The 26,384-nt window shown below is 70.1% G+C and carries 18 protein-coding genes; 4 read left to right on the plus strand and 14 right to left on the minus strand.

Features of this window, described 5'->3' with window-relative positions; all coding sequences use genetic code 11:
* Positions 1 to 150: 150 nt before the first annotated feature.
* From QHF89_RS44365 to QHF89_RS44385, 5 genes are read right to left on the minus strand one after another with little or no spacing between them, the layout of a single operon-like run.
* On the minus strand, positions 151 to 1,872 hold the full coding sequence (locus QHF89_RS44365) for a class II glutamine amidotransferase (RefSeq protein ID WP_136972824.1): 1,722 nt from the start codon (positions 1,870 to 1,872) through the stop codon (positions 151 to 153).
* 4 nt (positions 1,873 to 1,876) lie between these two features.
* Positions 1,877 to 2,848 carry an alpha-E domain-containing protein gene (locus tag QHF89_RS44370; protein ID WP_136972825.1) on the minus strand — a complete coding sequence of 324 codons (972 nt, stop codon included), beginning with the start codon at positions 2,846 to 2,848 and terminating at the stop codon, positions 1,877 to 1,879.
* Positions 2,845 to 4,338: a circularly permuted type 2 ATP-grasp protein gene (locus tag QHF89_RS44375; RefSeq protein ID WP_136972826.1), complete on the minus strand. Its 1,494-nt coding sequence runs from the start codon at positions 4,336 to 4,338 to the stop codon at positions 2,845 to 2,847. The genes QHF89_RS44370 and QHF89_RS44375 overlap by 4 nt, the downstream gene beginning before the upstream one ends.
* Positions 4,339 to 4,382: 44 nt before the next feature.
* Positions 4,383 to 4,973 (minus strand): malonic semialdehyde reductase, encoded by a 591-nt coding sequence (locus tag QHF89_RS44380; protein WP_136972827.1) that lies wholly within the window; start codon positions 4,971 to 4,973, stop codon positions 4,383 to 4,385.
* Between the two features lie 28 nt (positions 4,974 to 5,001).
* Positions 5,002 to 6,474, minus strand: coding sequence for a protein kinase domain-containing protein (locus QHF89_RS44385; protein ID WP_136972828.1), 1,473 nt, complete (start codon positions 6,472 to 6,474; stop codon positions 5,002 to 5,004).
* Between the two features lie 44 nt (positions 6,475 to 6,518).
* Here QHF89_RS44385 and QHF89_RS44390 point away from each other — a divergent pair, with 44 nt between their 5' ends.
* Positions 6,519 to 7,088 (plus strand): CAP domain-containing protein, encoded by a 570-nt coding sequence (locus QHF89_RS44390; RefSeq protein ID WP_284721749.1) that lies wholly within the window; start codon positions 6,519 to 6,521, stop codon positions 7,086 to 7,088.
* A 10-nt stretch (positions 7,089 to 7,098) separates the two neighbouring features.
* Here QHF89_RS44390 and QHF89_RS44395 read toward each other — a convergent pair whose 3' ends face one another.
* From QHF89_RS44395 to QHF89_RS44430, 8 genes are all read right to left on the minus strand, one after another.
* Positions 7,099 to 8,658 (minus strand): 3,4-dehydroadipyl-CoA semialdehyde dehydrogenase, encoded by a 1,560-nt coding sequence (locus QHF89_RS44395; RefSeq protein ID WP_136972830.1) that lies wholly within the window; start codon positions 8,656 to 8,658, stop codon positions 7,099 to 7,101.
* Positions 8,659 to 8,800: 142 nt separating this feature from the next.
* Positions 8,801 to 9,994, minus strand: coding sequence for a hypothetical protein (locus QHF89_RS44400; protein ID WP_284721750.1), 1,194 nt, complete (start codon positions 9,992 to 9,994; stop codon positions 8,801 to 8,803).
* 140 nt (positions 9,995 to 10,134) lie between these two features.
* Complete coding sequence (locus tag QHF89_RS44405; RefSeq protein ID WP_136972831.1) at positions 10,135 to 11,556, minus strand: TolC family protein; 1,422 nt, start codon at positions 11,554 to 11,556, stop codon at positions 10,135 to 10,137.
* A 61-nt stretch (positions 11,557 to 11,617) separates the two neighbouring features.
* Positions 11,618 to 12,295: a tetratricopeptide repeat protein gene (locus QHF89_RS44410; RefSeq protein WP_284721751.1), complete on the minus strand. Its 678-nt coding sequence runs from the start codon at positions 12,293 to 12,295 to the stop codon at positions 11,618 to 11,620.
* 266 nt (positions 12,296 to 12,561) lie between these two features.
* A complete protein-coding gene (locus QHF89_RS44415; RefSeq protein WP_136972833.1) occupies positions 12,562 to 14,841 on the minus strand; it encodes a DEAD/DEAH box helicase in 2,280 nt (759 codons plus the stop codon).
* Positions 14,842 to 14,859: 18 nt separating this feature from the next.
* Positions 14,860 to 15,327, minus strand: coding sequence for a hypothetical protein (locus QHF89_RS44420; RefSeq protein ID WP_136929706.1), 468 nt, complete (start codon positions 15,325 to 15,327; stop codon positions 14,860 to 14,862).
* 43 nt (positions 15,328 to 15,370) lie between these two features.
* Positions 15,371 to 16,387 carry a tetratricopeptide repeat protein gene (locus QHF89_RS44425; RefSeq protein ID WP_136929705.1) on the minus strand — a complete coding sequence of 339 codons (1,017 nt, stop codon included), beginning with the start codon at positions 16,385 to 16,387 and terminating at the stop codon, positions 15,371 to 15,373.
* Between the two features lie 192 nt (positions 16,388 to 16,579).
* Positions 16,580 to 18,436: a L,D-transpeptidase gene (locus QHF89_RS44430; protein WP_136972843.1), complete on the minus strand. Its 1,857-nt coding sequence runs from the start codon at positions 18,434 to 18,436 to the stop codon at positions 16,580 to 16,582.
* Between the two features lie 230 nt (positions 18,437 to 18,666).
* On the opposite strand from QHF89_RS44430, the gene QHF89_RS44435 reads away from it, so the two are divergent.
* The 3 genes from QHF89_RS44435 to QHF89_RS44445 all read left to right on the plus strand — a co-directional run bounded on the left by QHF89_RS44435 (position 18,667) and on the right by QHF89_RS44445 (position 21,946).
* Complete coding sequence (locus tag QHF89_RS44435) at positions 18,667 to 20,205, plus strand: hypothetical protein (protein ID WP_284721752.1); 1,539 nt, start codon at positions 18,667 to 18,669, stop codon at positions 20,203 to 20,205.
* Between the two features lie 110 nt (positions 20,206 to 20,315).
* Positions 20,316 to 21,497, plus strand: coding sequence for a serine/threonine-protein kinase (locus tag QHF89_RS44440; protein ID WP_284721753.1), 1,182 nt, complete (start codon positions 20,316 to 20,318; stop codon positions 21,495 to 21,497).
* A 188-nt stretch (positions 21,498 to 21,685) separates the two neighbouring features.
* Positions 21,686 to 21,946 carry a hypothetical protein gene (locus tag QHF89_RS44445; protein WP_136929702.1) on the plus strand — a complete coding sequence of 87 codons (261 nt, stop codon included), beginning with the start codon at positions 21,686 to 21,688 and terminating at the stop codon, positions 21,944 to 21,946.
* 204 nt (positions 21,947 to 22,150) lie between these two features.
* Here QHF89_RS44445 and QHF89_RS44450 read toward each other — a convergent pair whose 3' ends face one another.
* Entirely contained in the window at positions 22,151 to 26,329 is a 4,179-nt protein-coding gene (locus QHF89_RS44450; RefSeq protein ID WP_284721754.1) for a hypothetical protein, read from the minus strand.
* Positions 26,330 to 26,384 lie beyond the last annotated feature (55 nt).

Genomic DNA, 26,384 nt, shown 5'->3' on the forward strand with positions numbered 1-26,384 from the left:
CAAGCTCGACCACGGGCTCGAAGACCCAAGGGGCCACGGTCTACCGCGCCCTCTGCCTCCAGACCCCCGAACCCTAGCGCAGCCTTCAGATACAAGGGGCGGACAGCCCCCGCGGGGTCCGGGGCAGAGCCCCGGCGCGGGCGGTGCTTGTCAGCCGATGGGGGTGACGTGGACGGCGACGTCGAGGGTTTCGCGGACGCCGCTTGTGTAGATGGTGCCGGAGGTGGGGGTGGCGTCGACGTAGCTGCGACCGACGGCGAGGCGGACGTGATCGGTTTGTGTGACGACGCCGCTCGTGGGGTCGAAGCCTTTCCAGCCGACTTCGGGCAGGTAGACCTGCACCCAGGCGTGGGAGGCTTCGGCCATGCTGTGGTTTGGGTGCTTGGGGCCTGTGTAGAGGTAGCCGCAGACGTAGCGCGCGGGGACGCTGAGGAGACGGGCGAGACAGATGAAGAGGTTTGCGAAGTCCTGACAGACGCCGGTGCGCCGCGTGTAGACCTCGTAGGGGGTCGTTGAGAGGCTCGTGGAGCCTTTTTGGTAGAGGTAGTCGCGGTAGATCGTTTGGTTCAGGTCGAGCAGCGTGTCGACGAGATCGTAGTCGTTGCGCTCGACGAAGGTCATTGCGTAGCGGGCGAGGACTTCGAGCTGGCTCTCGGGGAGCTCGGGCGGCAGCAGGTAGGGCTGTAGGACTTGCCGTTGCCAGGGCATCCACACGAGGGGGATGGTGCTGCGTGCGTGGAAGGGGCGGAGGCCGAAGGGCTCGGTGTCGAGCAGGCTCACTTCGGAGCGCGCTTCGATCACGAGCTCGGTGTAGCTCTGCTCGATCACGACTTTGCGCGCGTGGTTGCCGAAGACGTCGTCGTAGTCGCGCTGCTTGCCGTCGACGGAGAGCGTGATGGTGGAGGCGTGGAGTGTCTGTAGACGATCGTGGATCGGCGTGAGGCGGAGCAGGTGGGAGCTGCGCTCGACGGGCTTGTCGTAGTGGTAGGCGGTGCGGTGGACGATCGACAGGTGTCGGGGCTCGGCGGGCGCGGGGCGCTGGAGATCGCGGCCGGCGGCACGCTGCACGGTGGCGGCGCCGGGAGGCATGTCGACGATGATGGCGCCTTGCCGCACGACGAGGAGGTGCCCGGGGGACATGGCTTTCCAGGTGGCGCCGGGGCCTTCGAGCGGGTTCGAGGCGACGAGGATGCCTTTCTGCGCTTCGACGCCGCGACGGCTGAAATCGAGGAGGAGGTCGGCGTCTTCGAGGATGAGCTTTTGGTAGGGCGGGCGGATGGTGCCGAGGTGGAGGTGTCCTTCGCCGTGGGCATCGGCGTAGGCGAGGAGATCACGGCCGTCGGTGAGGACGGAGCTCATGTTGCCGTGGGCGCCCAGGCGTTCGAAGAAGGCGCGGACGGCGGCGGGATCGGCGTCGCCGATGCTGCGCCAGCCGTTCTGCGCGAAGACGGCGAGCAGCTCGCAGAAGATGAGCTCGCTGTCGGTGGAGCCGGTGGGTTCGAAGAGACTTTTGGTGCTCGAACGTTCGAGGCGGTGGCGGAGGCTGCCGCTGTGGGAGAAGAGCCAGTCGCGACCGGCGTAGCTGCGGGAGAAGGGCTGGGTGTTGGCGTCGCTGATCGCGCCCCACGTGGCGGTGCGGATGTGGAGGACGAAGAGGGAGGCTTCGAGGTGTTCCCAGGCTTTGACGAGCTCGCTGCGGATGGAGCCGTGGGGCGGGGCGGGCTCCTTGAGGACGGAGGCGCTGGGCTCGCCGCCGGGGTAGTAGCCGAGGCCCCAGCCGTCGGGGGGACGCTTCGAGCCCGGGTGGAGGCATCGCAGGTCGAAACAAGGCGCGAGCTCGCCCTCGAACGACATGGCGAGGAGGTTCGGCATGCGCTCAGGATACGGCGGTTCCGCCCCCGTAGCCGAGCAGCTCGCGGCCGATCTCCTCGCAAATGCCAGCCGTCTCCGAGACCACGTACGTCGCGAGGTCGTGGATCGGCAAGATCGTCTCGGGGGTCCGCGACGAGAGCCACGCGTCGAGCGCGGCGAGGCGGGCGAGGGAGCGCTCGCCGGGCAGATCGTTCGCGCCGGCCGGGCGGATCGAGAGGAGCCGGGCGTGGGCCTCGGCGACGGCGTGCCGGACGGAGCGGGGGAAGAGCGGTTCGAGGATCAGGAACGCGGCGACGGCGGGGCCCGTGACGCGGCCCTGGTGCCGCTTCATGAAGGGTTCCTTGCCGGAGCACGAGCGCAGGATCGAGAGCCAGACGCCGGTCTCGACGACGACGTCGAGGCGCGTCTCGTCTTTGCGCAGCGCGTGGTGGTGCACGTCGACGATGCGGGCCGAGTGGCCGGCGCGTTCGAGGAGCAGGCCGAGCGAGACGAAGTCGAGCGGGTCGTCGTGGAGCATCGTGCTCTGCAAGAGGCCCCGGCAGAGCTCGATGGCGCGGCGGATGGTCCGGTAGAATGCGTAGCGGTTCGAGGCGTACTCCTCGCGCGCGGCGGGGCTCTGCGACCAGAGGTAGAGCTCGTTCAGCGTCTCCCAGACTTCGAGGCTCACGACCTCGCGGATCGAGCGGGCGTTGTCACGGGCCGCGGCGATCGAGCGGACGAGCGAGACGTAGTTCTGCGGGTTCCAGGTCATGTAGCTCTGGACGAGCTCGCCGTCGCCCGCCGCGGCCTCGCCGTGCTTGGCGAAGAAGGCCTCACGCTCGCCGGAGACGATGACGACGGGCAACCAGCACTGCCGGGGGCCGAGCTCGGCGTCGAGCGAGAGGTGCAGCGTGACGTGGAGGACACGCGCGGTGCAGTCGACCCGTTCGAGGTAACGACCGAGCCAGAAGCAGTGGTCGGCGACACGGGCGATCATCGATCGGTCCTCCCCGGATCTGTTCCTTTGAGCACCCACGTATCCTTGGAGCCGCCGCCCTGGCTCGAATTGACGACGTACGATCCAGGGACGAGCGCGACGCGCGAGAGGCCGCCGGGCAAGACCCACGGGCCCGCAGGCGAGGTGAGGACGTAGGGGCGGAGGTCGACGCGGCGCGGGACGAGCGCGCTCGTCGCGCCGTTCCACGTGGGGCAGGTGCTCAGTTCGAGGCGCTCCTGCGCGACGAAGCGGCGCGGCTCGGCCTCGATGCGGCGGCGGAAGGAGTCCCGCTCGGCGGCCGAGGCCGTGGGGCCCATGAGCATGCCGTAGCCGCCCGCCTCGTCGACCGATTTGACCACCAACCGATCGAGGTGGTCCTTGACGTACCGGAGATCCTCGTCGCGGGCGCAGACGAAGGTGTGCACTTGCGCGAGGATCGGCTCCTCGGCGAGGTAGAAGCGGATCATCTGCGGGACGAAGGCGTAGACGGCCTTGTCGTCGGCGACGCCGTTGCCGAGGGCGTTCGCGAGCGCGACGTGGCCCTTCGCGTAGGCGCGGACGAGGCCACGCACGCCGAGCAAGCTGTCCGGGCGGAAGGCCTCGGGGTCGAGGAAGGCGTCGTCGATGCGGCGGTAGATGACGTGCACGCGGCGCGGTCCGCGCGTGGTGCGGAGGAAGACGCGGTCGTCGTCGACGTAGAGGTCCGCAGGCTCGACGAGCTCGAGGCCCATCGTGCGGGCGAGGAAGCTGTGCTCGAAGTACGCGGAGTTGTACGGGCCGGGCGTGAGCACGACGGCGTAGGTGTCGTCGGGCGGGGCAGGTGAGACCGAGCGGAGGACCTCGGAGAGGCGCGCGGGGTAGTGCTCGACCGGATGCACGCGGGCCTCTTCGAAGACCTTTGGCAAGACGCGCTTCGAGACGATGCGGTTTTCGAGGACGTACGAGACGCCGGAGGGCGTGCGGAGGTTGTCTTCGAGGACGCGGAAGACGCCGTCGGGGTCGCGCACGAGGTCGATGCCCGCGACGTGGATGCGCACGCCGCCCAGGGGGCGCAGGCCCCGGAGCATGGGCAGGTGGTGCTTGGCGCCGAGGACGAGGTCGCGGAGGAGCGGGTCTTCCGCGAGGATGCGCTGCTCGCCGTAGACGTCGTCGAGGAACATGCCGAGCGCGCGGACGCGCTGCTCGAGGCCCCGCTCGACGTGGGAAAAGTCCTCCGCGGAGACGAGGCGCGGGACCAAGCAAAAGGGGAAGATCTTCTCGGTGCCGCGCGAATCCGCGTAGACGGAGAAGGTCACGCCCTGGTTGAGCAGGGCGCGCTCGGCGAGGGCCTGCCAGCGCGTGATCGCGTCGGGCGAGGCAGAGGCGAGGGGCGTGAGCGCGCGTCGGAAGGGGAGGCGCAGGGGCCCGCCCGGTTCGACGAGCTCGTCATACGTGCCGGGCGCGCTCGGATACCCGGAGAAGAGGCTCGACGGAAGCGGTTCTTCAGCCACTTCCTCCAGTCTATCCAGGAAGAACGCAGCGCGTAAAGAACGCGTCAGAGAATCGTGCAGGCCTCGTCGAACGTGAACCGAGGGTTCCGCGGGAAGAGTTTTGCGCTGTCGCCGTAGCCGAGGTTCACGAGGAAGTTCGAGGCGTAACGGCCGTCGGGGAAAAACTCCCGATCGAGTTTGTCGTTGTCGAAGCCGGACATGGGGCCCACGTCGAGGCCGAGCGCGCGCGCGGCCAGCATGAAGTAGGCGCCCTGGAGTGTGCCGTTGCGGAACGCGGTCTTCTCGGCGTGGGCCTCGTTGCCCACGAACCATGAGCGCGCGTCGGTGTGCGGGAAGAGCTTGGGCAGCTCGTCGTAGAAGCGGCGATCGGTGGCGATGATCGCCGTCACCGGCGCCGTGCGGGTCTTCTCCTGGTTGCCCGCCGAGACGACGCCGAGGAGCCGCGCCTTCGCCTCCGCGCTCTTCACGAAGACGACGCGCATCGGCGAGCAGTTCGCGCTCGTCGGGGCCATCTTCGCGAGGTCGTAGATCTCGCGCAGCACGTCGTCCTCGACCGGGCGCTCGATCCACCCGTTGTGGGTGCGCGCGTTGCGGAAGAGTTGATCGAGCGCTTCGTCGTCGAGCCGATTCGCCATGGGAGCCGTCACCTCGGGAGCGAGTGATTCACTGCGTCAGAAAAAACACGACGGCGCCCACCGTGATCCCCACGAGGACCGCGATCGGGACAAGGAGCCAGAAGCTCGTGCCGCCCTTCTTCTTGCGCGACGCCGCGCGAGGTTTGTCGGTGGCGAGCGCCGCTCCGGGCTTGCGCGCCTTGTCGTCGGCCACGACCTTCACGACGGACGGCGGCTTCGGAGACGAGGGCTTTTTCGCGCCCGACGGAGGTTCGCGGCCCGTGGCGAGCGTGTCCGTGACCGAGGGCGCCGCGGGGATCGTGGGCGAGGAGCCGAGGACGGGCTCGGCGTCGGCCGGGACGCGGATGATGACGCCGTCCCTCAAGAGCTTGCCGCCCTCGGGATCGGTGTCGTGCTCCGCGTCGGCCGAGGCGAGGGGCTTGAGCCCCTTGCGCTTAATCGTGAGCTCCTCGGAGGGGAGCGTCGATTGCTCGGGGATCGTGGCGTGCGCGACGCGGACCGACTCGACCGGGACCTCGGCGATGTTGCGGCGCGAGGGCGGCGGAGGCGCGTCGTCACGCGAGGTGCCGCCGAGCCGATGCGGCGTGGCGCGCAGCTCCGGCAGGATCTTCTCCAGCGCGGCCTTGAGCTCGACGGCGCTCTGCTGGCGCTGCGCGGGCCACTTTTCGAGGGCAGTCAGGATGATCGCCTCGAGCCCCTTGGTCATGAAGGGCGTGGCGTGGCTCGGCCGGGGCGGCGGCTGGCGGATGTGCTTGAGGGCGATGTCGATGATGGAGTCGCCGCTGAAGGGGATCTGGCCGGTGACGAGCTGGTAGAGGAGGACGCCGCACGCGTAGATGTCGCTGCGCGGGTCGACGGCCTCGCCGCGGCACTGCTCGGGCGACATGTACTCGGGCGTGCCGACGATGACGCCGACGGTGGTGATCGCCGAGCTCGGCGCAGCGCTGACGGGCCCGGCGTCGCCGCCTTCGCCCTCCTTCGGCTCCTTGTCGAGGATCTTCGCGATGCCGAAGTCGAGGACCTTGATGCGCTCGCGGCCTGCAGCGTCGGGCTGGCCGAGGATCATGATGTTCTCGGGCTTTAGGTCGCGGTGCACGACGCCCTGCTCGTGCGCAGCCGTGAGCACATCGCAGACCTCCATCAAGATCCGCGCGGCCCTCGCCTCGGCCAGGCGCCGCTCGACCGAGAGGATCTCGAAGAGATCCCGGCCCTGGAGCAGCTCCATCGCGATGTACGCGACGTTCCCGTCGACACCGTAGTCGATGATCTGGACGGTGTTCCTGTGGTTGAGGCGCGAGGCGGCCTTGGCCTCGCGGCGGAAGCGCTTGGCGAAGGTGGTGTCGCGCGCGAGCTCCGGGTGCATGACTTTGACCGCGACCTCGCGCGGGTCGGCGTCCTGCACGCCGCGGTACACGGTCGCCATCGCACCCTCCCCGAGGAACGCGGTGATCCGGAACCGACCTGCCAGGGTGCTTCCAATGAGGGCCGCGGCGGTGCTCATACGAACGGGAACATCCGGCAGCCTAACGCGATAAGATGCGTTGCATGGTGAAAATGTGCCGCTTGGCTTCGTATCGCGGGTCCGTTTGGCCCATCCTCTCGGTCGTCGCCGCGCTCGGCCTCGCCCCCTGGGCCCTGGGTTGCACGACAGTCGAGTACGCCGACAGCGTGAGCCAGGCGAATCCGCTGGACGCCGTCGAGAGTGATCTCATCGGTCGGCTGAACGACATGCGCACGCAAGCCGGCGTGCCCGTGTTGAAGGTCTGCGCGACGCTGAACCAGTCCGCGTCCTCGCACAGCGACGACATGCGGGACAAGGGTTACCTCAAAGACATCGGGCCGGACGGCTCCACGGCGGTGTCGCGCGCGTGCGACGCCGGGTTTTCCGCGGCGTGCGAGGGGAGCGTGGGGATGGCCGAGCTCCTGGCGAAGGGGTTCGCCGGGGCCGCGCAGACGCTGGAGCAATGGGCCATGGATGAGGGGACGAAGCCGGTCCTCGTGAACGGGGATTTTCTGACGGTCGGCGTGGGTCGATCGATGGGCGGGGAGTCGGCGATCTGGACGCTCGATCTCGCAGCCGCAGTCGATCCGAGCTGCGACGCCGCGGCGCCGTAGGCGACGCCGCTCAGCTCTTCAGATCGAGCGCAGCTTCGAGGATCGGCCGCGCGCCCTGGATCGCCGCGCGGTGCGAGTAGAAGGCGAGGCCACGGCGTCCGCCGAGCTCCTCGCCGCCGCCCGCGCGGCCAGGGCCGCCGTGCACGCTCTGCGGGAGGACCGTGCCCGGGCCAGGCGTCTGGTCGGCGATCTTCTCGCTGCCGAAGTAAAGGCGGCCGTGGTACGGCGACAAACCGAAGATCATGTCGGTGACGAAGGCGCGATCGTCGCTGTACACGGAGCTGACGAGCATGCCGCCGCCGCGGCGAACGAGGTCCGTCGCGCGGGCCGAGGATCCGTCGTAGGGGACGATCGTGGCACAGGGGCCGAAGACCTCGTGCTGGTGGACGTCGCGCGCCGCATCGGGCTCCTTGCAGTGGAGCAGGGTGGGCGGGACGAAGTAGCCCTTGCCATCCTGCGCGCCGACGCGCTCGAACGCGCCGTCGCCGAGGACGATCGAGGCCTCGGCCGAGAGCTTCTGGATGCCGGCGCGAATGTCGCGGAGCTGCGCCGCCGTCGCGAGCGGGCCGACGGTGACACCTTCGAGCGCAGGGTCGCCGACCTTGATGTCGCGCAGCAAGCTGACGAGCTCGTCCTTGATCTCGCCCTCGATCGCAGAAGGGACGAGGATGCGGCGGATGGCGGTGCACTTCTGCCCGGCCTTCTGCGTGATGTCGCGGCTGACCTCGCGCAGGAACATGCGGTACGTGTCGGAGCCGGAGGCGACGTCGGGCCCGAGGACGGCCGTGTTGAGGCTGTCGGCCTCGATGTTGAGGCGCACCGAGCCATGCACGACGGCCGGCATGGCGCGGAGGCGCGCGCCGGTGTCGGCCGAGCCGGTGAAGGCGAGGACGTCCTGGCCGCCGAGGTGATCGAGCATGTCGCCGGGCGCGCCCGCGATGAAGGAGAAGGCGCCCGCAGGGAGGATGTTCGCCTCGACGAAGAGGCGCGCGATCCGATACGCGAGCAAGGCCGTGCTCGTCGCAGGCTTGGAGACGACGGGCATGCCGGCGAGCAGGGCACAAGCGGCCTTCTCGGCGAGGCCCCACGCCGGGAAGTTGAAGGCGTTGATGTGCACCGCGACGCCCGCGCGGGGGACGAGGACGTGGTAGCCGAAGAAACGAGGGCTCCGGCCGAGCTTCTCGCCCTCGCCGTCGACGAGGAAACGAGCGTCGCCGAGCTGCTTGCCGAGCTCGGCGTAATACGCGAGCGTGCCGGAGGCGCCGTCGATGTCGAACTTCGCATCGCTGCGGGTGTTGCCACCGTTCTGGATGGCGACCTCGATCAAGGCGTCGCGGTGCGCGTGGATGGCGCGGGACAAAGCGAGGAGCAGCTCGCCGCGCTGCGCGAACGAGAGGGCGCGGAGCGCAGGGCCGCCGACGTCGCGGGCATGGGCGAGCGCGCGCGCGAAGTCGACGCCCTCCGTGCTGGCCTCGGCGATCGGCTGCTCGGTCGTCGGATTGACGAGCACAGCCGCCTTGCCGGAGCCGTGAACCCAGTCACCTGACACATAACTAGCGAGTCGTTCCATCGGTCCGCGCTCTATACCGCGGACATGGGCTCCACGGAACCCGAGAGCGCCGCCATCGAGCCAGCAGCCCTACGCTGGGGGAGCGCGCCGCCCGAGCCGCGCGGGTAGGGGAGGGCGCCGGCCCGAGCCGGCCCCCTCTTGATCAATCCTGGAAATCGGGGTCGTCGCAGGCGGCCTGGCGGAGGGCGCGCTTCGTGACGGTCTTGCTCGAGGATTGGCCCTTCTTCGTCTTGATCTCGACGCTCTCGGGCGTGTCCTGGAACCAGAACTCGATCGTGGTGGGCAGCTCCCAGATGTTCTTCGTCGGGTCGAGGGTCTTGAAGCGGTCGTTGTTGCCGAGCCCGACGTTGATGGTCTTGTACTCGTCCGTCTGGACGATGAAGCAGGTCTTCGAGTCAGCCGCGCGGCCAGGCGCGTAGACGTAGCCGTTCGTGCCCGACTTGAACTCGAAGGTGACGCTCTCCAGGACCTTGCCGCTCGCGTCCTTCGCTTCGAGCTTGTGCGCGCCGCTCGCCACGTTTTTCGTGACGACGACCGCCGCATTCTCCTTGGCCGCGTTCTTCAGGTCCTTGGCGATCGCCTCCCCGTCGAGCGTGACGGTCACGCCGTCCTTGCCCGTGACGTTGACGATGCGGACCGACGGGTGCGTGTGGCCGTACCAGACGAACGCGCCGCCGCCGACGAGGCCGAGGACGATCACGGCGCCCATGACCACGATCTTCAGAATGTTGAAGCCGCCGCCCGCCGCTGGCAGTTGCGGCATGGGCGCGCCCATCGGAACGCCCATCGGCGGCGCGCCCATCGGTGCGCCCATCGGCGGCGCGCCCATCGGCATTCCGGGCTGCGGGCCGTACCCCATCCCCGGCTGCGGGCCGTACCCCTGCTGCGGATCTCCGCCCATCGGCGGCGCGCCCATCGGCATGCCGGGCTGCGGGCCGTACCCCATCCCCGGCTGCGGGCCGTACCCCGGCTGCGGCTCTCCGCCCATCGGAGGCCCACCCATCCCCGGCTGCGGGCCGTATCCGCTCTGCTGCGGCGGGCCATACCCTGCCTGCGGCTGCTGCGGCGGCGCGCCGTAGCCCCCTTGCTGCGGCGGGCCATACCCCGCCTGCGGCTGCTGCGGCGGCGCGCCGTAGCCCCCTTGCTGCGGCGGCCCATACCCTGCCTGCGGCTGCTGCGGCGGCGCGCCGTAGCCTTCTTGCTGCGGCGGGCCATACCCCGCCTGCGGCTGCTGCGGCGGGCCGTAGCCTCCCTGCTGAGGATACGAGCCTTGCGGCGGATAGCCGGGCGGACCTCCCGGGGGATAGCCCCCACCCGGAGGCGGCATGTTGGCCATGGCGGATTCTCCTTCAATACGAGCCGTCGTCGCGCCGCGTCACGCGCAGCGCGCACCCCCACTGCGAGCGTGCGCGGCGATGATAGGAGGGATCCGAAGCGGCTGTCTCGGGCGAAAGAGGAAAACCGCGGCGCGCCCGCTCAGCCGTCACAAACGGCCGCCGCGAGCAGAGCGGCGATCTTCGCGCGGACGAGTTCGAACTCACGCTGTGCCAGATCGAGCTCCGCCTGGCGGAGGCGCTGCGCGGCGTCGATGAGTTCGAAGCTCGTCGCCGTGCCCGCCTCGAACGCGACCTGCGAGAGGCGCGCCGTTTCCTTCGCGAGATCCCGCGTCCGCTCCGCGAGCGCGCGCGTCTGGTCGGCGACCTCGACACCGCGATAGGTCTGCTGCGCGTCGAGGCGCGCCTGGCGTTCGGCGGCCTCGAGCCGCGCCTTCTGCAGCTCGACGGACGCACGCGCGGCGCTGACCTCGCCGGAGCGGCTCGCGTCGAAGATGGGGATCGTGAGGAGAGCGCGCGCGGTCCAGATGTAGTTGCCGCCGATGAACTGGGGCTGGCTCGTGACGTTGATGGTCGTGGAGGCGTCCAGCGTCGGCAGGTATCCGCGCCTCGCTTCACCGACCTGACGCTCGGCCACCTCGAGTTGCTTCTTCGCGGCCACGACGTCCGGGCGCTCCTCGGGTTTGCCCGCGTGGCACGTGCCCCGCACGCTCTGCTCGATGTCGTTGAGCGAGATGTTCGGAGGGACGCCGTAAGGGACGTTGTCGCCGAGCGCGAGGCCGAGCGACTCGCGCGTGCGCCGGATCTGCTCGTTGCTCTGGAGGAGCTGGTTGCGCACGAGCATGAGGTCCTGCTCGGCGCGCACCACGTCGAGCTGCGTGCCCGTCCCGAGCCGCGCACGGCGACGCGTGAGCTCGAGCCGCTCGAGCGCCGTCTTCAGCGCAGCGCGGTTGATCTCGCTCTGGTTCTCCGCCGCCACGACCTGCACGATGACGCTCGCGAGGTTCGCGAGCAGCGTGCGGCGACGATCCGATTCCGTCTGCTTCGCAGCCTCGATGTTGACCTTGGCGGTGCCGGCGGCGTACCAGAGGCGCGGCTGGATCAGCGGTACCGTCGCCGTGGCGCCGATGCTCGCCGAGAGCGTCGCGGCGAAGGGCGTGTTGAGGTCGCCCTGGGGCCGCGGAAGGATGATCGTCTGCGCCTGACCTTGCCCATCGATGCGGGGCAGGTAACGCCCCCGCGCTTGCTCCGCGAGCGCCTCGGCGCGCGCGACCTCGGCCTCGGCGATACGAAGATCCGGCGCGCGCGTCTCGATGAGGGTCATCGCATCGCGCCAGTTGCCGAGCGTCTTGGGGGCAGGCGGGACCGGCGCGAGGGCCGGATCCGCGACATCGATCGCCGGCGGCGTCGCAGGAGGCGGCGCGGGCTGCGCGGGCGCATCGGCGGGGCTCTCTCCTTGCGGCCGGGGCTCCGGCTGCTGAGCCGCGAGCGGCGTGGAGACGAGCAAGCCAAACGAGAGGAGCGACGTGGCGAGCAAGGCTCGCACCCGACGAGGACGGAGCATGACCGCATCGATGTAGCACCGCGCGGGCGACGACAAGCCGGAAGCTTGCTCGACGTCGCAGTTAGTCGCGCGCGGAAGGCCGCTGGCGGGCCCGCTGTTTCTTCGGTTTGCCGCGCCGCTCACGCCCCGAGGCTTCCACGGTCTCCGGCGCGCCAGCGTCGAGCCAGCGCCAGAGCGCCATCTGATCGGCCGTGGCCCCACGCCGGATGGCGCGCTTGAGCACACGCTTGGCGAGAACGAGCTTGCCGGAGCGCGCGAGGGCGTGCGCGTAACTCGCCGCGATGTCCGCCTCCTCGGGCTGCGCCTCGCTGGCCTTCGCGAGCAAGGGAAGCGCGTCGTGCGGGCGGCCCAAGGCCACGTCGTACAGGTGGCCGAGGTTGTGCGCGTACCAGGGGTTGTCCGGCGAGAGCGCGAGGGCCCGCTCGTAGGCGCGCGCCGCATACCGGAAGTTTCGCAAGAGCGATTGCGCGAGGCCCATGACAGCCCACGCGCCGTCATCCCGGCCGTCGTGCGCGAGGACCTTGCGGGCGAAGAGCGCCGCGCGCCAAGGGTCGTGCTCGACGCCGAGCTCGGCGAGCTGCCGATGCGCCGCGACCCAAGGCTCGCTGCCCGGCTCGGCAATGCGGGTGATGCGCGCGAGCAGAGGGAGGATGTCTTCGACGCCGAGGCCCACGGCGATCGCGCCGTCGACCTCTCGCCGGAGCCGCCCGACCTCGTCCTCCCATCCGCGCCGCGCCATATCCAAGGGGATACGACCTTCGCGCGCGAACCGCCAGCAGGGGTTTTGGAGAGCAAGACGCCGGAGGTGATCCGGCGTCCCGCGTGTCATTCAAGGGCGGAGATCACCGCGATTTCGGCTCAGAGGGTGTTCCGCAGCGCATCGCCGGGGTTTCACCCCGGCCCCGACCAGGGGCTCTTCGCCCCTGGACCCGAACCAGGGCGCAGCCCTGGACCTTTCGTGCATCGACCGCGATGCGGTCGATGCAAAAAAGCTTGAATACCCTCTCAGGGATCGACAGCGCCCGTAGCGTCCGCGTCGATTTCGCCGCCCGCGCCGCTGCGCTCCCGCGCCGGCTCGGCCATCACGGTGCGACCGGCAAGCGTCGCTCCCGACAAGCCGGTCACCGCACGCGTGAGCTCGCTGCGCCGGACGCTGACGAACGCGTTGCGCTCGCGGACGCGGATCCGCTTGACATCGGCCTTGTCGAGGCCGATCTGGTCGAGCAAGAGCGCCTGGAGGTCGGCCGCGCGGACGCCGTCGCGGCGACCCACGCTGACGAAGACCTCGGCGTAGTCCCCGGACGAACCCTCCTGCGCGCGACCCGGATCCGTATCGTCCGGACCCACCTCGCGCGTGACCTCCCGCGCGACGTCCCGCGGGCCCGAGAGCGCCGCGTCGCCGAGGATCGGCTCGTCGTCGCCCTCTTCCTCCGGCGGCTGCCAGCTCGTGAAGTCGGCGTGACGGACCGGAGCCGCCGCGCGCGCCTTCGGCGGCGGCAAAGGATCAGCCGCGCTGACGGGCGTCGGCGCGACCTCCTCCCCGCCACGCGCGCGGATCGGCCGCGGCATCTCGGGCCGACCCTCACGACGACTCCGCGAACGACGACCCGACTCCCGCGGCTCGCGCTCCTCGCCGGCAGCGCGCGGTTCGCGCTCCTCCCGACGCGGACGCTCCTCGCGCTCCTCACGGCGCGGTCGCTCCTCGCCGGCCACGCGCGGCTCGCGCTCCTCGCGACGCTTCTCCTCGCGTGGTTCGCGTGGTTCACGTGGCTCGCGCTCCTCGCGGCGCGGCCTCTCTTCACGCGGCTCGCGCGCAGGCTTCGTCTCGGCCTTCGCCGGGGCAGGTGCCGCCTCGACGCGCTTCGGCGCAGGACCAGCGCGTCGCGCGGCCGCCGCTTCGTCCTTGGCCGTGGGCCGCGCGCCCAGGTGATCCCGCAAGAGACCCGCGAGGATCCGCTCGGATGCGTCGTGCGAGAGGATGCGCCGCGCGAGGGAGAGATCGTCCGGGTGCGTACCTTTCGGTGCGAACGCCTCGACGAGCATGTTGACGATGTCGGCCTCGGCGCGCGTCTTGAGCTCGCCCTCGGTCGGGATCTGCCGCTCGATCGGGCGGATCTTGTACGTCAGCCGCATGAGGTAGAGGCCGCCGATGTCTTGCGGCGCGATCAGGGAGATCGCGGTGCCCGTGCGGCCCGCGCGCCCGGTGCGGCCCGTGCGGTGGACGTACGCCTCGGCGTCCTGCGGGAAGTCGTAGTTGATGACGTGTGTGAGCAGCGAGATGTCGATCCCGCGCGCAGCCACGTCCGTCGCGACGAGGAACCGGAGCCGACCTTCGCGCGTCGCGCTCATGACCTTCTCGCGATCGGACTGCGGCAGATCGCCGTTGAGCCAGTCCGCGTCGAAGCCCTGACGCTGCAGCGCGTTCGCCACGCGCTCGGTCTCGTCGCGCGTGTTGCAGAAGACGACCGCGCTCTCCGGGTTCTCGACCTCGATCACGCGGATGAGCGCGCCGAGCTTGTCGCCCGCGACCATGTACACGAAGTGATCGATGGAGAGCGCGCCGACGTGGTCACCCGAGAGCGTGACGAACTCGGGGTTCTTGAGCTTGCTCTTCGCCATCCGCTCGATGTCGGGCGGCAAGGTGGCCGAGAAGAGGAGCGTCTGGCGGTTCTCGGGCAAACGCTCGAGGATCGCGCTGAGCTCACGCTCGAAGCCCATCGAGAGCATCTCGTCGCACTCGTCCAGCACGAGCAGGCGGAGGTTCTTCGGATCGAGCGTACCGCGGCGCAGGTGATCGAGCACGCGGCCGGGCGTGCCCACGATGACCTGCGCGCCCGCAGCGATCGCGTCGATCTGGCGCGGCATCGGCGCGCCGCCGTACACGGGCACGACGCGCACGCCCTTGCGCTTGCCGAGCCGCTCGATCTCGGCCGTCACCTGCAGCGCGAGCTCGCGCGTGGGGCAGAGCGCCAAGACTTGCACGTGCGCGGCCGAGCGCTTGACGAGGTGATCGACGATCGGCAGCCCGAAGGCCGCCGTCTTGCCGGTGCCCGTGCGCGCTTGCACGACGGCGTCGCGCCCGCGCGTCGCGGGCTCCCACACGGCGACCTGCACCGGCGTGGGGTTCACGTAGCCGATCTCGGCCAGCGTCTCGCGCAGCTCGGCCGAGAGGGGCAAGACGTCGAAGGTCGGCGCGGTCGCGGCCGCCTGGCCGGCCGCTGTGGGATCACTCGTGCGAGCCTCGGAGGCGTTCGCGCCCTGGGAGGTGGGATTCTGGTCTGTCATTCGTCGCCGCTCTGGATATCAGGGGCCTTTGGGGGGTGCGCCGGCTTGGGCGAGATCGGTGTTCACGATCTCCTGCACCTGGCGCCGCAGCGGGGCCAGGTCCGAAGCCTCCCGCCGCGCTGCATGTTCCTCCGCATAGCGGAGCCGCTCGATGGCGTCGAGAGCGCCCTCGTCCTTCGCCGACCCCTTGCAGGTGGTCGCGACGCCATCGAAGTACTGCCACTCGGGCTCGAGCGCCGCCCGGAAACGCGCGATCGCCCCGTCTTCGCCGTCCGTTCCGGGGGCCGCCGCCCGCGCCCGATCGACGGACCCGACGAGGGCCCGGAGCCCCTCGTGGCAACCGCCGTACGGGGAAGGGGGGTGGTCCGTGAAGAACACCTGGACGGAGATCTGGATGGTGCCCGCGAGGCAGGTGGCGCCGATGATGCCGTAATAAATCGCTCCCGCGACCGAGCGGCCACGCCTTCGGGCGGATACGGGCCTCACAGGCCTCTCGGGGGCGGCACACATGGCGAACGATCCCCGCGCGTCAGTTGAGCTCGCTCTCAGGGCGTTCGGCCTGCTCGGCCTCGAGGAACGTCGCGGTGATCTCGCGTTCGAGCGCCAAGCTGATCTCCCGCTCGATGCCCTCGACGCTGCCCGCGAGCCGGGCGACGTTGATGGCATACACGAAGATCCGCGCACAAGGCGCATCCGCGCGGCCGCCGCGGGAGAGATCGTCGGAAAGGAGCCCATCGAGCAGGACGAGCGCCCGCGGATCGACGCCCTCGGCGACGAGCTCCATGCCGGGGACGTCGGAGACGTACACATCGGCGGCGTCGACGTACCGGCGCAGGACCGGATTCAGCCCGGCGATCGCCTTCTGCGCGAGCCCGGCAAACGCCTCACGGCCGGGCGCCCACGGAGGCAGCCCCATCTCGATGTCGAGCTCGCGCGCATGCAAAAACGCCTGCGTCGCGCCGCGCATGTCACCACGCTCGTCGCGTACGAGCCCGAGGTAGTAGTACGCCTCGACGTGCCGCGGATCCTTCATCGCCGCCTCTTCCACGAGCCGCGCGGCCCGCTCCGTCTGCCCGATCTCGTAAAGCGCGCGCCCGACGAGGAAGGTGTGATTCGGGTTGTCGTAAGGCCCGCTCGGGATCCGCTCGACGACCCGCGCCGCCTCGTCCGTGTCCCCCTTCGCGAGCAGGGCATCGAACTTGAGGAGGAGCGCGTCGATGATCTCCTCGTCGACCTCGGCGAGATCGAGCGCCTGGTCGCACATCTCGATCGCCTGGTCGTACTCCCCGAGCGGGTGAATGTAGACCTCGGCGGCGTTGAGCATCGCCTCCAGGTACGTGTCGTCGAGGGCGATGGCCTGCCGGTAATTCTCGATCGCCTCCTCGCCGTCCCCTTCGAGGGCCGCGACGTACCCGAGGAGGTTGTGCGCCTCGGGGGAGTTGGGATCGAGCTCCAGCGCTCGGCGCGCCGAAGCCTCGGCGCCGCGGGTATCCCCACGCTGTACGAGATCCCACCCGCGATCGAGGTGGGCCGAGAACTGGTCCATGACGGCCTCAACAACTGTTCGACACTCCGCCCCAAGTCAAGTTGTTAAGGAGGGTGTGGGCTCGATGGCCCACACCCTCCGGCCCTCAACTCCGCTTCGCTTCGTTCGGGCCTACCCGGCGGGGGGGCTGCTGGCTCGGCAGAATACGTCCAGGTGGACCGGGGAGGCCCGGGTTTCTGGTTGTCCGGAGGGTTACTCGTGGACGACCACGAGCGTGCCGCGGTTTTCGGGCGTGGACCAGACCGCGTGCCAGCCGCGGGGGAGGCGAGGCTCGCTCCAGAAGAAGATCTTCTTCGCGTCGAGCGGGGAGAGGTTCACGCACCCGTGGCTCATCTCGCGGCCGAAGTTCGAGTGCCAGAAAGCACCATGCAGCGCGTACGAGCCCTCGAAGTACGCGACGTAGGGAACGTCCTCGATGCTGTACGGCAGGTCGCCCGCGACCGTGCCGTCACCGTCCATCGTCACCGCGATGTGCTTCTCGCGGATCCGGAACGTGCCCTTGATCGTCGAGTGATCCTTCGCCTTGTTCGTCGACTTGCGCCCCGGCGACACGAGCGCCGCGTACACGGGCTTGTCGCCCTCGAACGCGACGATCGTCTTGCGCGTGATGTTCACGTCGAGCCACTTCTCGCCCGGCGCGAGATCCGCCGGCGGCGAGCCAGGCTCGGTGTACGTGGCGTCGACGCCCTTCATCCACCAGCCCTCGGTGGTCTGCCGGTACACGACCGACTTCACCGTCGCCGTGACGCCCGTGAGCCCGACCGCGGTGAAGCGAGGCGCCGGGCCCTTCACCTTCACGTTCTTGTGCTCGTCGTCGATCTCGAACTTCGACGACTTCGTCGCGAGGATGAAGCCGACCTGCTTCACGCCCTCGGGGACGTCGATGCCCTGCGAGGCCGGGGGCTTCACGATGTACATGCGGTCGCTCGGCGCGACGAGGCCCGCCGTGGTCTTGTACCAAGTCCGGCTGTTCCACGAGAACGTCTTGTCCACCGCGACGAAGAAGCCCTTCACCATGCGCTTGGCGACGGTGCCGTCCGCCTCGGACTCGAGCTCCTTCAGCGTGACGTTGACGGGCTTGCCCGGCTCGAGCTGCTGCCACCAGGGCTTCGCCGGCTCCTCGATCGCAGGCCCCGCGTCGAGCATCGCCGCGACCTCGGCCGAAGGCATCGGCGCAGGCGCGCTCGGAGCGCCTTCCTGGCCCGCCGGAACCGCCGTGGTGTCGGCCGCAGCCGAGGTGCTCGCCGAAGGCGTGGCCGCAGCCGACGCCGTTTGATCCTTCGCCGCCTCGTCCTTGGCCGCGATCTCGGCCTCCTCTTCGGCCTTCTTCTTGCGGCGCGCCTTCTTCGCCATCTCGAGGTACGGCTCGTACTTGATCATGTCCTCCTTCGAGGGGACCGATCGGTAGAGCGGCGTGCCGTGCGCCGTGTTGTAGGCGTAACGGTACGGCAGCACCTCTTCGAGGTTCGGCGACGTGATCCCCATACGAACCTGGGGGTTCGAGAGATCCGTCGTGGAGTACTTGCCGCAGACGTAGCCGCCGTCGAGCAAGCGGTACCAACCCTGCTGGCACGACGCGTTCTTCGTGGGGTTCGGATCGACCGGGACCTTGCCGCCGAGCCGGATGTAGCCAAGCCGCTTCTTGCTCGACTCCATCGTCGGATACACCGGCGTCTGCACCGCCAGCGCCCCGAGGAGCGGTCCGGTGTACGGCTTCTCGGCCTCCGCGACCGCAGGGCTCGCGTCTTCGGCGGCGTCGGCGCCCGCGTCGCGGGTGTCGGCCGGCGTCGCCGTCGCGACCCGCGCGGAGCCCTTCGGCGCCGGGGGCGTCGTGGGGGGAGGAGCGGGGAGCTGGCTCGTGCGCGTGGGCTTGTCGACCGACGCGCCGGGCGGCGCATCCCCATGGCAACCGCTGGCCCACGCGACGGCGCCCGCGAGGCCCGCCGCCACCGCGAAGCCGAGGGCACTCGCGACGAGCGTGGAGGGCGCCTTCGCCTCGGGAGGAGGCGGGGGCGCAGGCTCGCGACCCGCCGGCACGCGGGAGTTCATCGCCACGCGGGGCCGATCTTGTTCACGCCGAGGCCGATCCACTGGAGAGCTTCCCATCGCCGAAAAAAGTGCCTCGTCTTCCCGACCAGACGGGCTCGGGGGTCTTCGTACCCGTTCCTGCATCGTCGATCCAGTTCTCTGCAAAAGGGATGAGAAAGCCGCTTGAAAGGAACGTGCCACGAAGCGCTCGGCCCGATGACGCCCGGCGAGGCGCTGCTACCGTAGGGGCCGTGGAGCAGCGGACGCAGCCCCGTGGCCGAACAGACACGAAAGAAGCGCCAGCCACGGCCCTCTCGCGCATCCGCGCGGCCGCTCCACGCGCCTTCGTGGTTGCCCTGACGATCGCGCTCCTCCTGCATCTGCCGCTGCTGCCGACGCGCCTGTTCGCTTGGCTCTCGCTGCTCTTCGGTGATCCGGTGGAGATGGTCGACATGGAGGGCGAGGTCGTGATCCCCATCGATCTCGATCTCGTGCCGGGAGAAACCCGAGCGCCCGCGCCGGATCCCGAGCCCACCGCCGCGGAGCCTGATCCTTCCGCCGAACCCACGAAGCAGGCCGAGACAAAGCCCAAGAAGAAGGCGGAGCCGGCCGACGCAGGCCCGGACGCCGAGGCGCCGGACGCAGGCCCCGACGCCGACGTCGAGGACGCAGGCGTGAACGACGCAGGGCCGGAGGACGCGGGGATCGCCGATGCAGCGCCGCTCGCTACGGATGGCGGCACGCAGGCGCCCGACGCAGGCGCGCCCGTCGCGGAGCTGCCGGACGCAGGTGCGGACGTGGAGGCGGTCGCGAAGGTGGAGCTGGATGCGGGCTTGGATGCGGCCGCCCCGGTGCCCGTCGCGGAGCTGCCCGACGCGGGCGCCGATGCGGGAGGCCCGAGGCTCAAGGATCCGCTCGCGGCCGCGGGTTCGGCTGCGGATATCGCCTCGAAAAACCCGAACGTGCAGGTGCTCATCGCCGGCGACAGGATCCGCAAGCACGAGCTCGGGACCTGGTTCAGCCGCATCCTCGTGGGGATCCCGCAGTGGCAGTCCTTCTTCAAGGACACGCCCATCGATCCCATCCGCGATCTCGACCATCTGCTCATCGCCGGCCCGCAGTTCCGCGACTCGCGCAAGGTCGTGGCGGTGATGGACTTCAACGTGCCCGAACCGAAGATCCGCGGCGCGATCGAGGCCATCGTAAAGCGCAGCAATCCGCCCGGCCACTGGCTCGAAGACGCGCCCGTGCCCGCGGCGATCGCCAAGGCCGACAAGGGCGAGCGCATCTTCGCGCTCGTCCCGGGCAAACGGATCCTCGTGGTGTTGCCCGCCGACGCGAAGGGTGAGCTCGCGAAGGTGAAGTCGACGAAGGGCTTCAACAAGTCGAGCGGCGTGGGGATCGCGCTCTCGATGGTGACGCCGCACCGGGCGTTCACGGGCCTGCCGTTCCAGATCCCCGACACGTTCAAGTGGATGCGGCTCTCCGTGACGCCCACGGACGACGGCGGCGCGGACGTGCTGCTCGAGGCGCAGGACAAGGACGCGTCCCTGGCCGAGAAGCACGCCGGCGAGCTCGGGCCCATCGTCGAGGGGTTCCGGAAGGTCGAGATCCCCTTCCTCGGCCGGTTCGAGGTGCTCGGGCCGACGCCGTTCGTCGCCGAAGGGGACCTGGTCCGCGCCACCACGCACGTGACGAACAAGCAGCTCAAATACATCATGAGCGCCGTCGAGCAGCAGCTCGCGAAACAAGCAAAAGCCGCGGAAGAGGGCGGGAAAACTGCCCCCTGACGCGCGATGGCCCCCACGACCGCGCCTTCGAAAGAGCCCGGAAGACTAGCCAGGGCGCGCGCGTTCGGTTAAGTCGACCCGCGCGCGACGCGCGACAGAGCACGCCTGCCATGCCCGCCGACCAAACGCCTCACGAAGTCCTCGCCGAGCTCGCCGGTCATCCGCGCGGCGACGATCTGGCCCGCCTCGTCCACGCCATCGCATTCGCCTGCGCCGACGAGCGAAGGACCTCTCTGCCCGACGGAGCCCGCGACGCCGCCGCCCGGCTCGGGCTCTCCACCGAGGACGCCGAGACCAACTTCGGCAACGTGCTCGCCGCGCTCGAAAGGAGCCCGAACGAGCCCACAGGGCCCGCGACACGCGCGCTCCTGTCCGCGCTGCTCGCCCGCGGCATCGCGCTCGCCCCGCCCGAAGGTGTGGAAGCCGAGCGGCGTGTGATCGAGGCGCTCGCGTGGGTCGCCGCGCATACGCCGCTCGACGCGCTCTCCGCGGCCGACGCCGCGCTCGGGCCGAAGGCAGACGGGCTCTGGCGGGAAGCCGCGGCGCTCGTGCGCAGGGCCGACGAAGGCGCAGCGCCGCTCGTCGGCCGCGCAGGAGCGCTCGTGGTGGCCGCGGCGCTCGGCGCGAGCACGTCGGCGGCGGCCCGGAGCGAGGCCAAGACGCTCGCCGCCGAGGCACGTGATCCCGTGGTGCGCGCGCTCCTCCAGGACGCGCGGAGCCCCGGCGCCGCCGCGGCCGCAGGCGAGCTCGTCCCGCCGCCGCGGGGCCCTTTGGCGCTCGTGCTGCTCGCCGTGACGGGGCTGCTCTTCGTGCTTCCGCTCGCCCGTCTGATCGGGCGTTTCGTGCTCCGGTACCGTTGCCCTGCGGAGATGCGGGTCTCGCCGCGCTCGATCACGGTGCTCGCGAAGACGGAGCTGCTCGGACGAACGGTACGCGAGCGAGAGATGGTCTTCCCGGTCGAGGGGCTCACGCGCGTGGCGCGCGAGGTGCGGTATCCGCGGCTCGCGATGTACGCAGGCCTCTTCGCGCTGGCGATCGGCAGCTACATCGGCGTCTCGCTCTTCGTCGACGGCGCGCGCGCGGGCTCGCCGGATCTGCTCGGGATGGGCGCGCTGCTCGTGGCCGTCTCCATCGCGATCGACTTCGCCCTGACGAACCTGATGCCCGCCTCGCGCGGGCGCTGCCGGGTGGTGCTCGTGCCGCAGAAGGGCCCGACGGTCGCGCTCGGCCGCCTCGACCCCGCGCTCGCGGACAGCGCCATCGGCCGTCTGCTCCAGGGCAGTTCGTCCTGACGGCTCCGCGGACACCTCTCGGAAAAACGATCGAGAATTTGGCCCGACGCGCGCGCCTCGGATAGGGGACGTCGTGTACCGGCGATCCGGCGCGCGTGGCGCGGCCGGGTGGGCGAGGACCGACCCCAGAGGCTGAGCGCGTGGTGCGCGGCCGAGGCGGCAGCCTGCCGGATCGGGAGAGGTGTCTCATGCGACGCAAGAGCGAGATGCTGGCGGAGCTCAAGCAGATGTTGAACGAGGCCCTCCGCGCGCAGAGCGCGGGCGCGAGCCACACGAAGCTCGCCAAGGCGCAGGGCGCGGTCGACGGGTACATGCGGGCGCTGCTCGACTCCGGCGTCGCCACGAAGCAAGAGCTGCTCGAACTCGTCGCCGCCGAGCGCGCGCGGGTGAACGGCCCGGCGACGCGTGAGATGCTGCTGGAGACGGCCGCGGAGATCGCCGCGGCCTGACGGGGTAGGGGAGGGGATTGGGGCGAAGGGCGCCGCTGGCGACCCGAAGCCCCAAGTGTTGAAGAGGTTTGGGGCGAAGGGCGCTGTAGGCGACCCGAAGCCCCAAGTGTTGAAGAGGTTTGGGGCGAAGGGCGCTGTAGGCGACCCGAAGCCCCAAGCGCTGAACGGGAGGGCGCGCCCCGAAGCGCGCGCCCTCGTCGTGCGTCAGGGCGAGACGAGCGCGACGTCGCCGCGCGGCCCCGCCTCGTCGAGGCGGCGCCACCAGTTGACGAGCACCAGCCTGCCGTCGACCTCGATCGGGCGCGAGAACGCGCCGGCGAAGCCCTCCTGCTCGATGGGGCGCACCTTCCAGGTGATCTGATCGCCCGTCGGCGTGCCTACGGCGTACCGGAGCTGGCCGGCGGTCGCGTCCTGGTAGGTGATGTGAATCTCGCCGCTCGGGCCGACGTAGATCGATGAGTCGTCGCCGACGAGGTGTTGCCCGTCGTCGAACTTCTTCGTGCCGTCGACCGTGAGGCCATCGTCCACGATGCCCGTGAGCTTGACGGTCGCGCCCTTCGTGACCTGCGCGTAGCGGAGGCCTTCGGACAAACCGTCGACGTAGGAGAGGTGCCAGTCGCCCTTCTCGTCGATGAAGAGCGAAGCGCCGATGCCCATGTCACCGGTGTCCGTGCCGTCGGCCGCTTGCCCGTCGATGATCGTCGTCTGCCACATGCCCGCGTTCTTCGAGGCGATCACGAGGTTGCCCCGGATGCGATCGTAGAACGCGACGCCGAGGCCCCCCGAGGGATCGAGCGCGACCGAGATGTAGTCGCCCGCGGCCTCGGGGTAGGTGTCGATCTTCGCGGCGTCGACCGTGTCCGAGCACTGCGTCGCGCCGCCGATGTCGACGCACGCCGAGCCCGAGCCGCACTTGGGATCACAGGCCGTGAGCTTCTCGTGGCATCGGCCGGTCTCCTGTACGCACACGTCGCCGAGCGCGCAGTTGTACGCGCGGCAGGGCGTGGCCTCGTCGACGGCCACGTCCTCGAACGTCCAGTCCGCGCCCGTCGGCGTCGCGGTCGTTGCCGTCGCGAGGCGGACCTTCGACGAGACCGCGCCGTCCTTGCCAGGCTCGATCGAGAGGTACGCGATGGTGGGTTTGTCGCCCGCCATCACGAGCTTCGCGTACCGCCCGATGTCCGCCTGCCCCTTCTGCTCGACCGTGACGACGTTCCAGGCGCCGCCCACGCGCTGGGCGAACTTGAGGGCCTTGTTCGTCCGGTCGTAGTAGGCGACGGCGGGGCTCCCGTCGCTGCCCGTGGCGATGCTCGTCCACGTGCCGACGTCGTCGCCCGACTCGATCTGGCCGCCCCGGAAGCCGTTCTTGTTGAACTTCGCCGGATCGACCGCGGGCTCGGCCGGGACGCCGTCGATCGCGGCCCAGCCGACGTTCTCGCCGTTCCACGTGCCGACGACGAGATCACCCCAGCTATTTTCGTTCGCCCAGTCCGCCTCGACGTACCCGGCGATCCAGACCGTCTTGCCCGAGACCGCGACCGACGTGTACGCGCCGATGAGCCCGGGATCGAGCGTCGTGCAGGTCGGCGCGACGCAGGTGTACCCCGACTGCCCGATCGCGCTGTCGTCGCCGCCGCAACTGCAGCCCGCGAACGAGCCCGCCGTGCCGATGATCACGAGCCCGGAGAGCGCGCGGATCGTGCGGCGCGCCGCAGCACGACGCGCGGGCGCAGGCGCAGGCGCGGGCTTCGCAGCCGCGGCCTTCGGCGAACGGCGACGGCCGAACCGGATCACCGCGCCGAGCAGCGCGAGGCCCACGAGCCACATCGGCTTGCCCTGCGTGCGATCGTCGCCGACGACGGCGCAGCCGCAGCCCTCGCCCGTGATGAGCGCGCGACCACGGATGAGCGCCTGCGAAGCCTCGGCCACGTTGCCCTCGGCGTCCTCGGCCTCGACGTCGATCTCGGCCGCCTCGCCCACGTCGATCGCGCCGAGCTCGGTGGCGGGCTTCCACGGAGACCACACGCCGCCGTCGAGCCGGTAGCGCACGCGGGACTCGCCGCCGCCGCCCACGAGATCGCGGACGTTCACGGACACGCGGTTGCCTTCCTGCACCTCACCGACCGTGATCACGGGCGGCTCGGCGTCGATCACGACATCGATCTCGGCCGGCGTCTCGTCGAGCGTCTCGGGCTTGCCCACGACGCGCGAGCGCACGCTCACCGTGTGCTTGCCCTGCAGACGCAGCCACTCGTCGCGCACGTCGATGTTCCGCTCGCGGGTGAACGGCTTCCACATGCCGTGATCGACGCGGTACGAGTACTCGACGGGCACGGCGCCCGTATCGCTCGGCGACGACATCTGCAGCGCCACGACCGGCGTGTTCTCCTCGTCCACCGTGCCGAGGCGGAAGCCCGTGCGATCGAGCTTCTTCTCGATCACGCGCGCCGTCGTCTCGATCGGATCGGCCTTCACCCCGGAGCCCGGGTTCGGGGCCAGGGGCATCGCCTGGCCGATGCCAAGCGTCGCGAAAATGCCGAGGTAGCTGTCGCTGCCCTTCGCGAGCTTGCGCAGGCCGGCCGAACCCTGACCTTCCACGCTCTCGGGGATCGTGAGCGTGAGGCCCACGGAGTCGAGCGCGCCCGCGATGTCGATCGCGTTGATCCCGCCGAGGAACTGCGAGCCGAGGCTGCCGATGAGGCCCTGGAGCGCGCTCGCGATGACCGCCGGATCCTCCCGGAGGAGCTCGGAGTTCGTGACCACGCCATTCGACACGCCGATCTTGTCGAGGACCGGGAGCAGGCCGTCCGGCGTAACCGTGAGGTTCACGGGGACGTCGAGATCGAAGGTCGCCGTCATGAAGCGGATGAAGCGGTCCGTCGACCAGATGTAGAAGTCGAACGAGGCTTGCTCGAGCTTCACGCGGATGAGCGGATCCGTGTTGATGTCCGTGCCGTTGCCGAAGGTCGCCGTCGGCGGGCGGCCCGGCCGGATGACGAGCGCGACCTGCTGCGGCTCGCGCTGGAGGCCGAGATCCTTGAGCGAGCTCGCGAGCAGCGCGAGCGTGCCCGAGGCGAGCTGCGGCACCGTCTCGGTCGAGATGCCGAGGCAGAGGAAGCCGCTGTTGTACATGCCGTTCAGCGCGTAGTTCGCGAACCGCTCGGAGAGCGCGATCCCGACGTGCGGGCCGTCGAGCCCCGCGGGCCAGTTCGAGACCGTGTTGCCGAGCAGCTCGTCCGGGACCGGAATGCCCGTGGGAAGCGGCATCTCCGAGAACTTCACGCACTGCGAGATGGGCGTGGGCTCCGCGCCGCCGTACATGCCGAGCGTCGCGCCGCCGGCGACCGGGTCGAGATCACCCCACGCGTAGCCGCTGTTGTCCGTCCGTTTGCCGGCGCCGCCGACCGCGAAGAGGATGTCGAGGCCGCCCTTCGTGCCCGGCGAGACGCTGGCGAGGGCTTGGCCGAGGTCCACGTTGCCGTCGGTGCCGAGGATGATCGAGGCGCACTCGTCGCTCTCGGCCGTTCCGTAACGACAAACGCCGCCCACGTCGTTCGTGCCGAGCGGGCAGGGGGGGTTCAGCTCCGCGTTCGCCTGCTGGCAGAGCGCCTCATCCACCTGCTCCCCGAGCGTGCCGAGGAGCTGGTCGTAGAGCAGATCGATGACCAGGCCCTTCATCGCGCCGAGCACGGCGTTCGAGAACCCGCCGCCGCAGAACTCGATCGAGTCCTCGAGCTGGGACTTGTTGACCTCGAGCGTGTTGATCTTGACGCGCGAGTAGCCGTGCCGCGAGTGCGCCACGTTCGTGTCGACCTCGATCGAGATGTCGACGTTCAGGTCGATGTTGGCGAACGCGGCCGGCGTGGTGCAGCCGTTGCCCGTCAGGCGCACGTTCGCGCTGTCGGGGATGAAGAAGTAGACGATGTCGAGCGGCAGGTTCTGCAGCCGGATCGGCAAGGGACCCGAGATCTTGAGGTTGTGCGGCGTCGACGTGTCGATGTTGAGCTTCGCGTTGCCGACGTCGATCTCTGCGACGCACTTCGGCGGGTTCGCGTTCTCGTCGGGTCCACCCGGACAAACGTCGTACTGGATGCCCGCGGTGGAGCCGCTCGTCGAGGGGACGGGGAACGTGACGATGCCGCCGTCGCCGCTGCCGCCGAGCAGGGTCTTGGCCAGCGGCCCGAGGTTCTGCTCGAGAAACGTGAGGCCGGATTGCGTGAGCCGCACCGAGCCGGCGTTCTCGATCCGCGCGGAGGGATCGAAGCCGCCGGGCAGTGGCGTCATGCCGCAGCCCGAGCATCCGCTCGAACAACCACCGCCGGCACAGCCGGCGATGAGGATCACGACCATGATCCCGATGAGATGTCTTAGAAAGCGAGGCATGGCGAAGACCTCCGAAAGCGCCACCGATGGCGGCCTCTCGCACACGCCAGAGGCC

This window comes from Polyangium sorediatum, from assembly GCF_029946465.1.
Classification (GTDB): Bacteria; Myxococcota_A; Polyangia; order Polyangiales; family Polyangiaceae; genus Polyangium; species Polyangium fumosum.

Excerpts from the sequence above, each read along its gene's own strand:
- QHF89_RS44425 (WP_136929705.1), bottom strand. The coding sequence starts at position 16,387 with ATGGACCAGTTCTCGGCCCACCTCGATCGCGGGTGGGATCTCGTACAG.
- QHF89_RS44445 (WP_136929702.1), top strand. The coding sequence starts at position 21,686 with ATGCGACGCAAGAGCGAGATGCTGGCGGAGCTCAAGCAGATGTTGAAC.
- QHF89_RS44370 (WP_136972825.1), bottom strand. The coding sequence starts at position 2,848 with ATGATCGCCCGTGTCGCCGACCACTGCTTCTGGCTCGGTCGTTACCTC.
- QHF89_RS44450 (WP_284721754.1), bottom strand. The coding sequence starts at position 26,329 with ATGCCTCGCTTTCTAAGACATCTCATCGGGATCATGGTCGTGATCCTC.
- QHF89_RS44400 (WP_284721750.1), bottom strand. The coding sequence starts at position 9,994 with ATGGCCAACATGCCGCCTCCGGGTGGGGGCTATCCCCCGGGAGGTCCG.
- QHF89_RS44440 (WP_284721753.1), top strand. The coding sequence starts at position 20,316 with ATGCCCGCCGACCAAACGCCTCACGAAGTCCTCGCCGAGCTCGCCGGT.
- QHF89_RS44415 (WP_136972833.1), bottom strand. The coding sequence starts at position 14,841 with ATGACAGACCAGAATCCCACCTCCCAGGGCGCGAACGCCTCCGAGGCT.
- QHF89_RS44395 (WP_136972830.1), bottom strand. The coding sequence starts at position 8,658 with ATGGAACGACTCGCTAGTTATGTGTCAGGTGACTGGGTTCACGGCTCC.
- QHF89_RS44430 (WP_136972843.1), bottom strand. The coding sequence starts at position 18,436 with ATGAACTCCCGCGTGCCGGCGGGTCGCGAGCCTGCGCCCCCGCCTCCT.
- QHF89_RS44365 (WP_136972824.1), bottom strand. The coding sequence starts at position 1,872 with ATGCCGAACCTCCTCGCCATGTCGTTCGAGGGCGAGCTCGCGCCTTGT.
- QHF89_RS44405 (WP_136972831.1), bottom strand. The coding sequence starts at position 11,556 with ATGCTCCGTCCTCGTCGGGTGCGAGCCTTGCTCGCCACGTCGCTCCTC.
- QHF89_RS44390 (WP_284721749.1), top strand. The coding sequence starts at position 6,519 with ATGGTGAAAATGTGCCGCTTGGCTTCGTATCGCGGGTCCGTTTGGCCC.
- QHF89_RS44380 (WP_136972827.1), bottom strand. The coding sequence starts at position 4,973 with ATGGCGAATCGGCTCGACGACGAAGCGCTCGATCAACTCTTCCGCAAC.
- QHF89_RS44385 (WP_136972828.1), bottom strand. The coding sequence starts at position 6,474 with ATGAGCACCGCCGCGGCCCTCATTGGAAGCACCCTGGCAGGTCGGTTC.
- QHF89_RS44410 (WP_284721751.1), bottom strand. The coding sequence starts at position 12,295 with ATGGCGCGGCGCGGATGGGAGGACGAGGTCGGGCGGCTCCGGCGAGAG.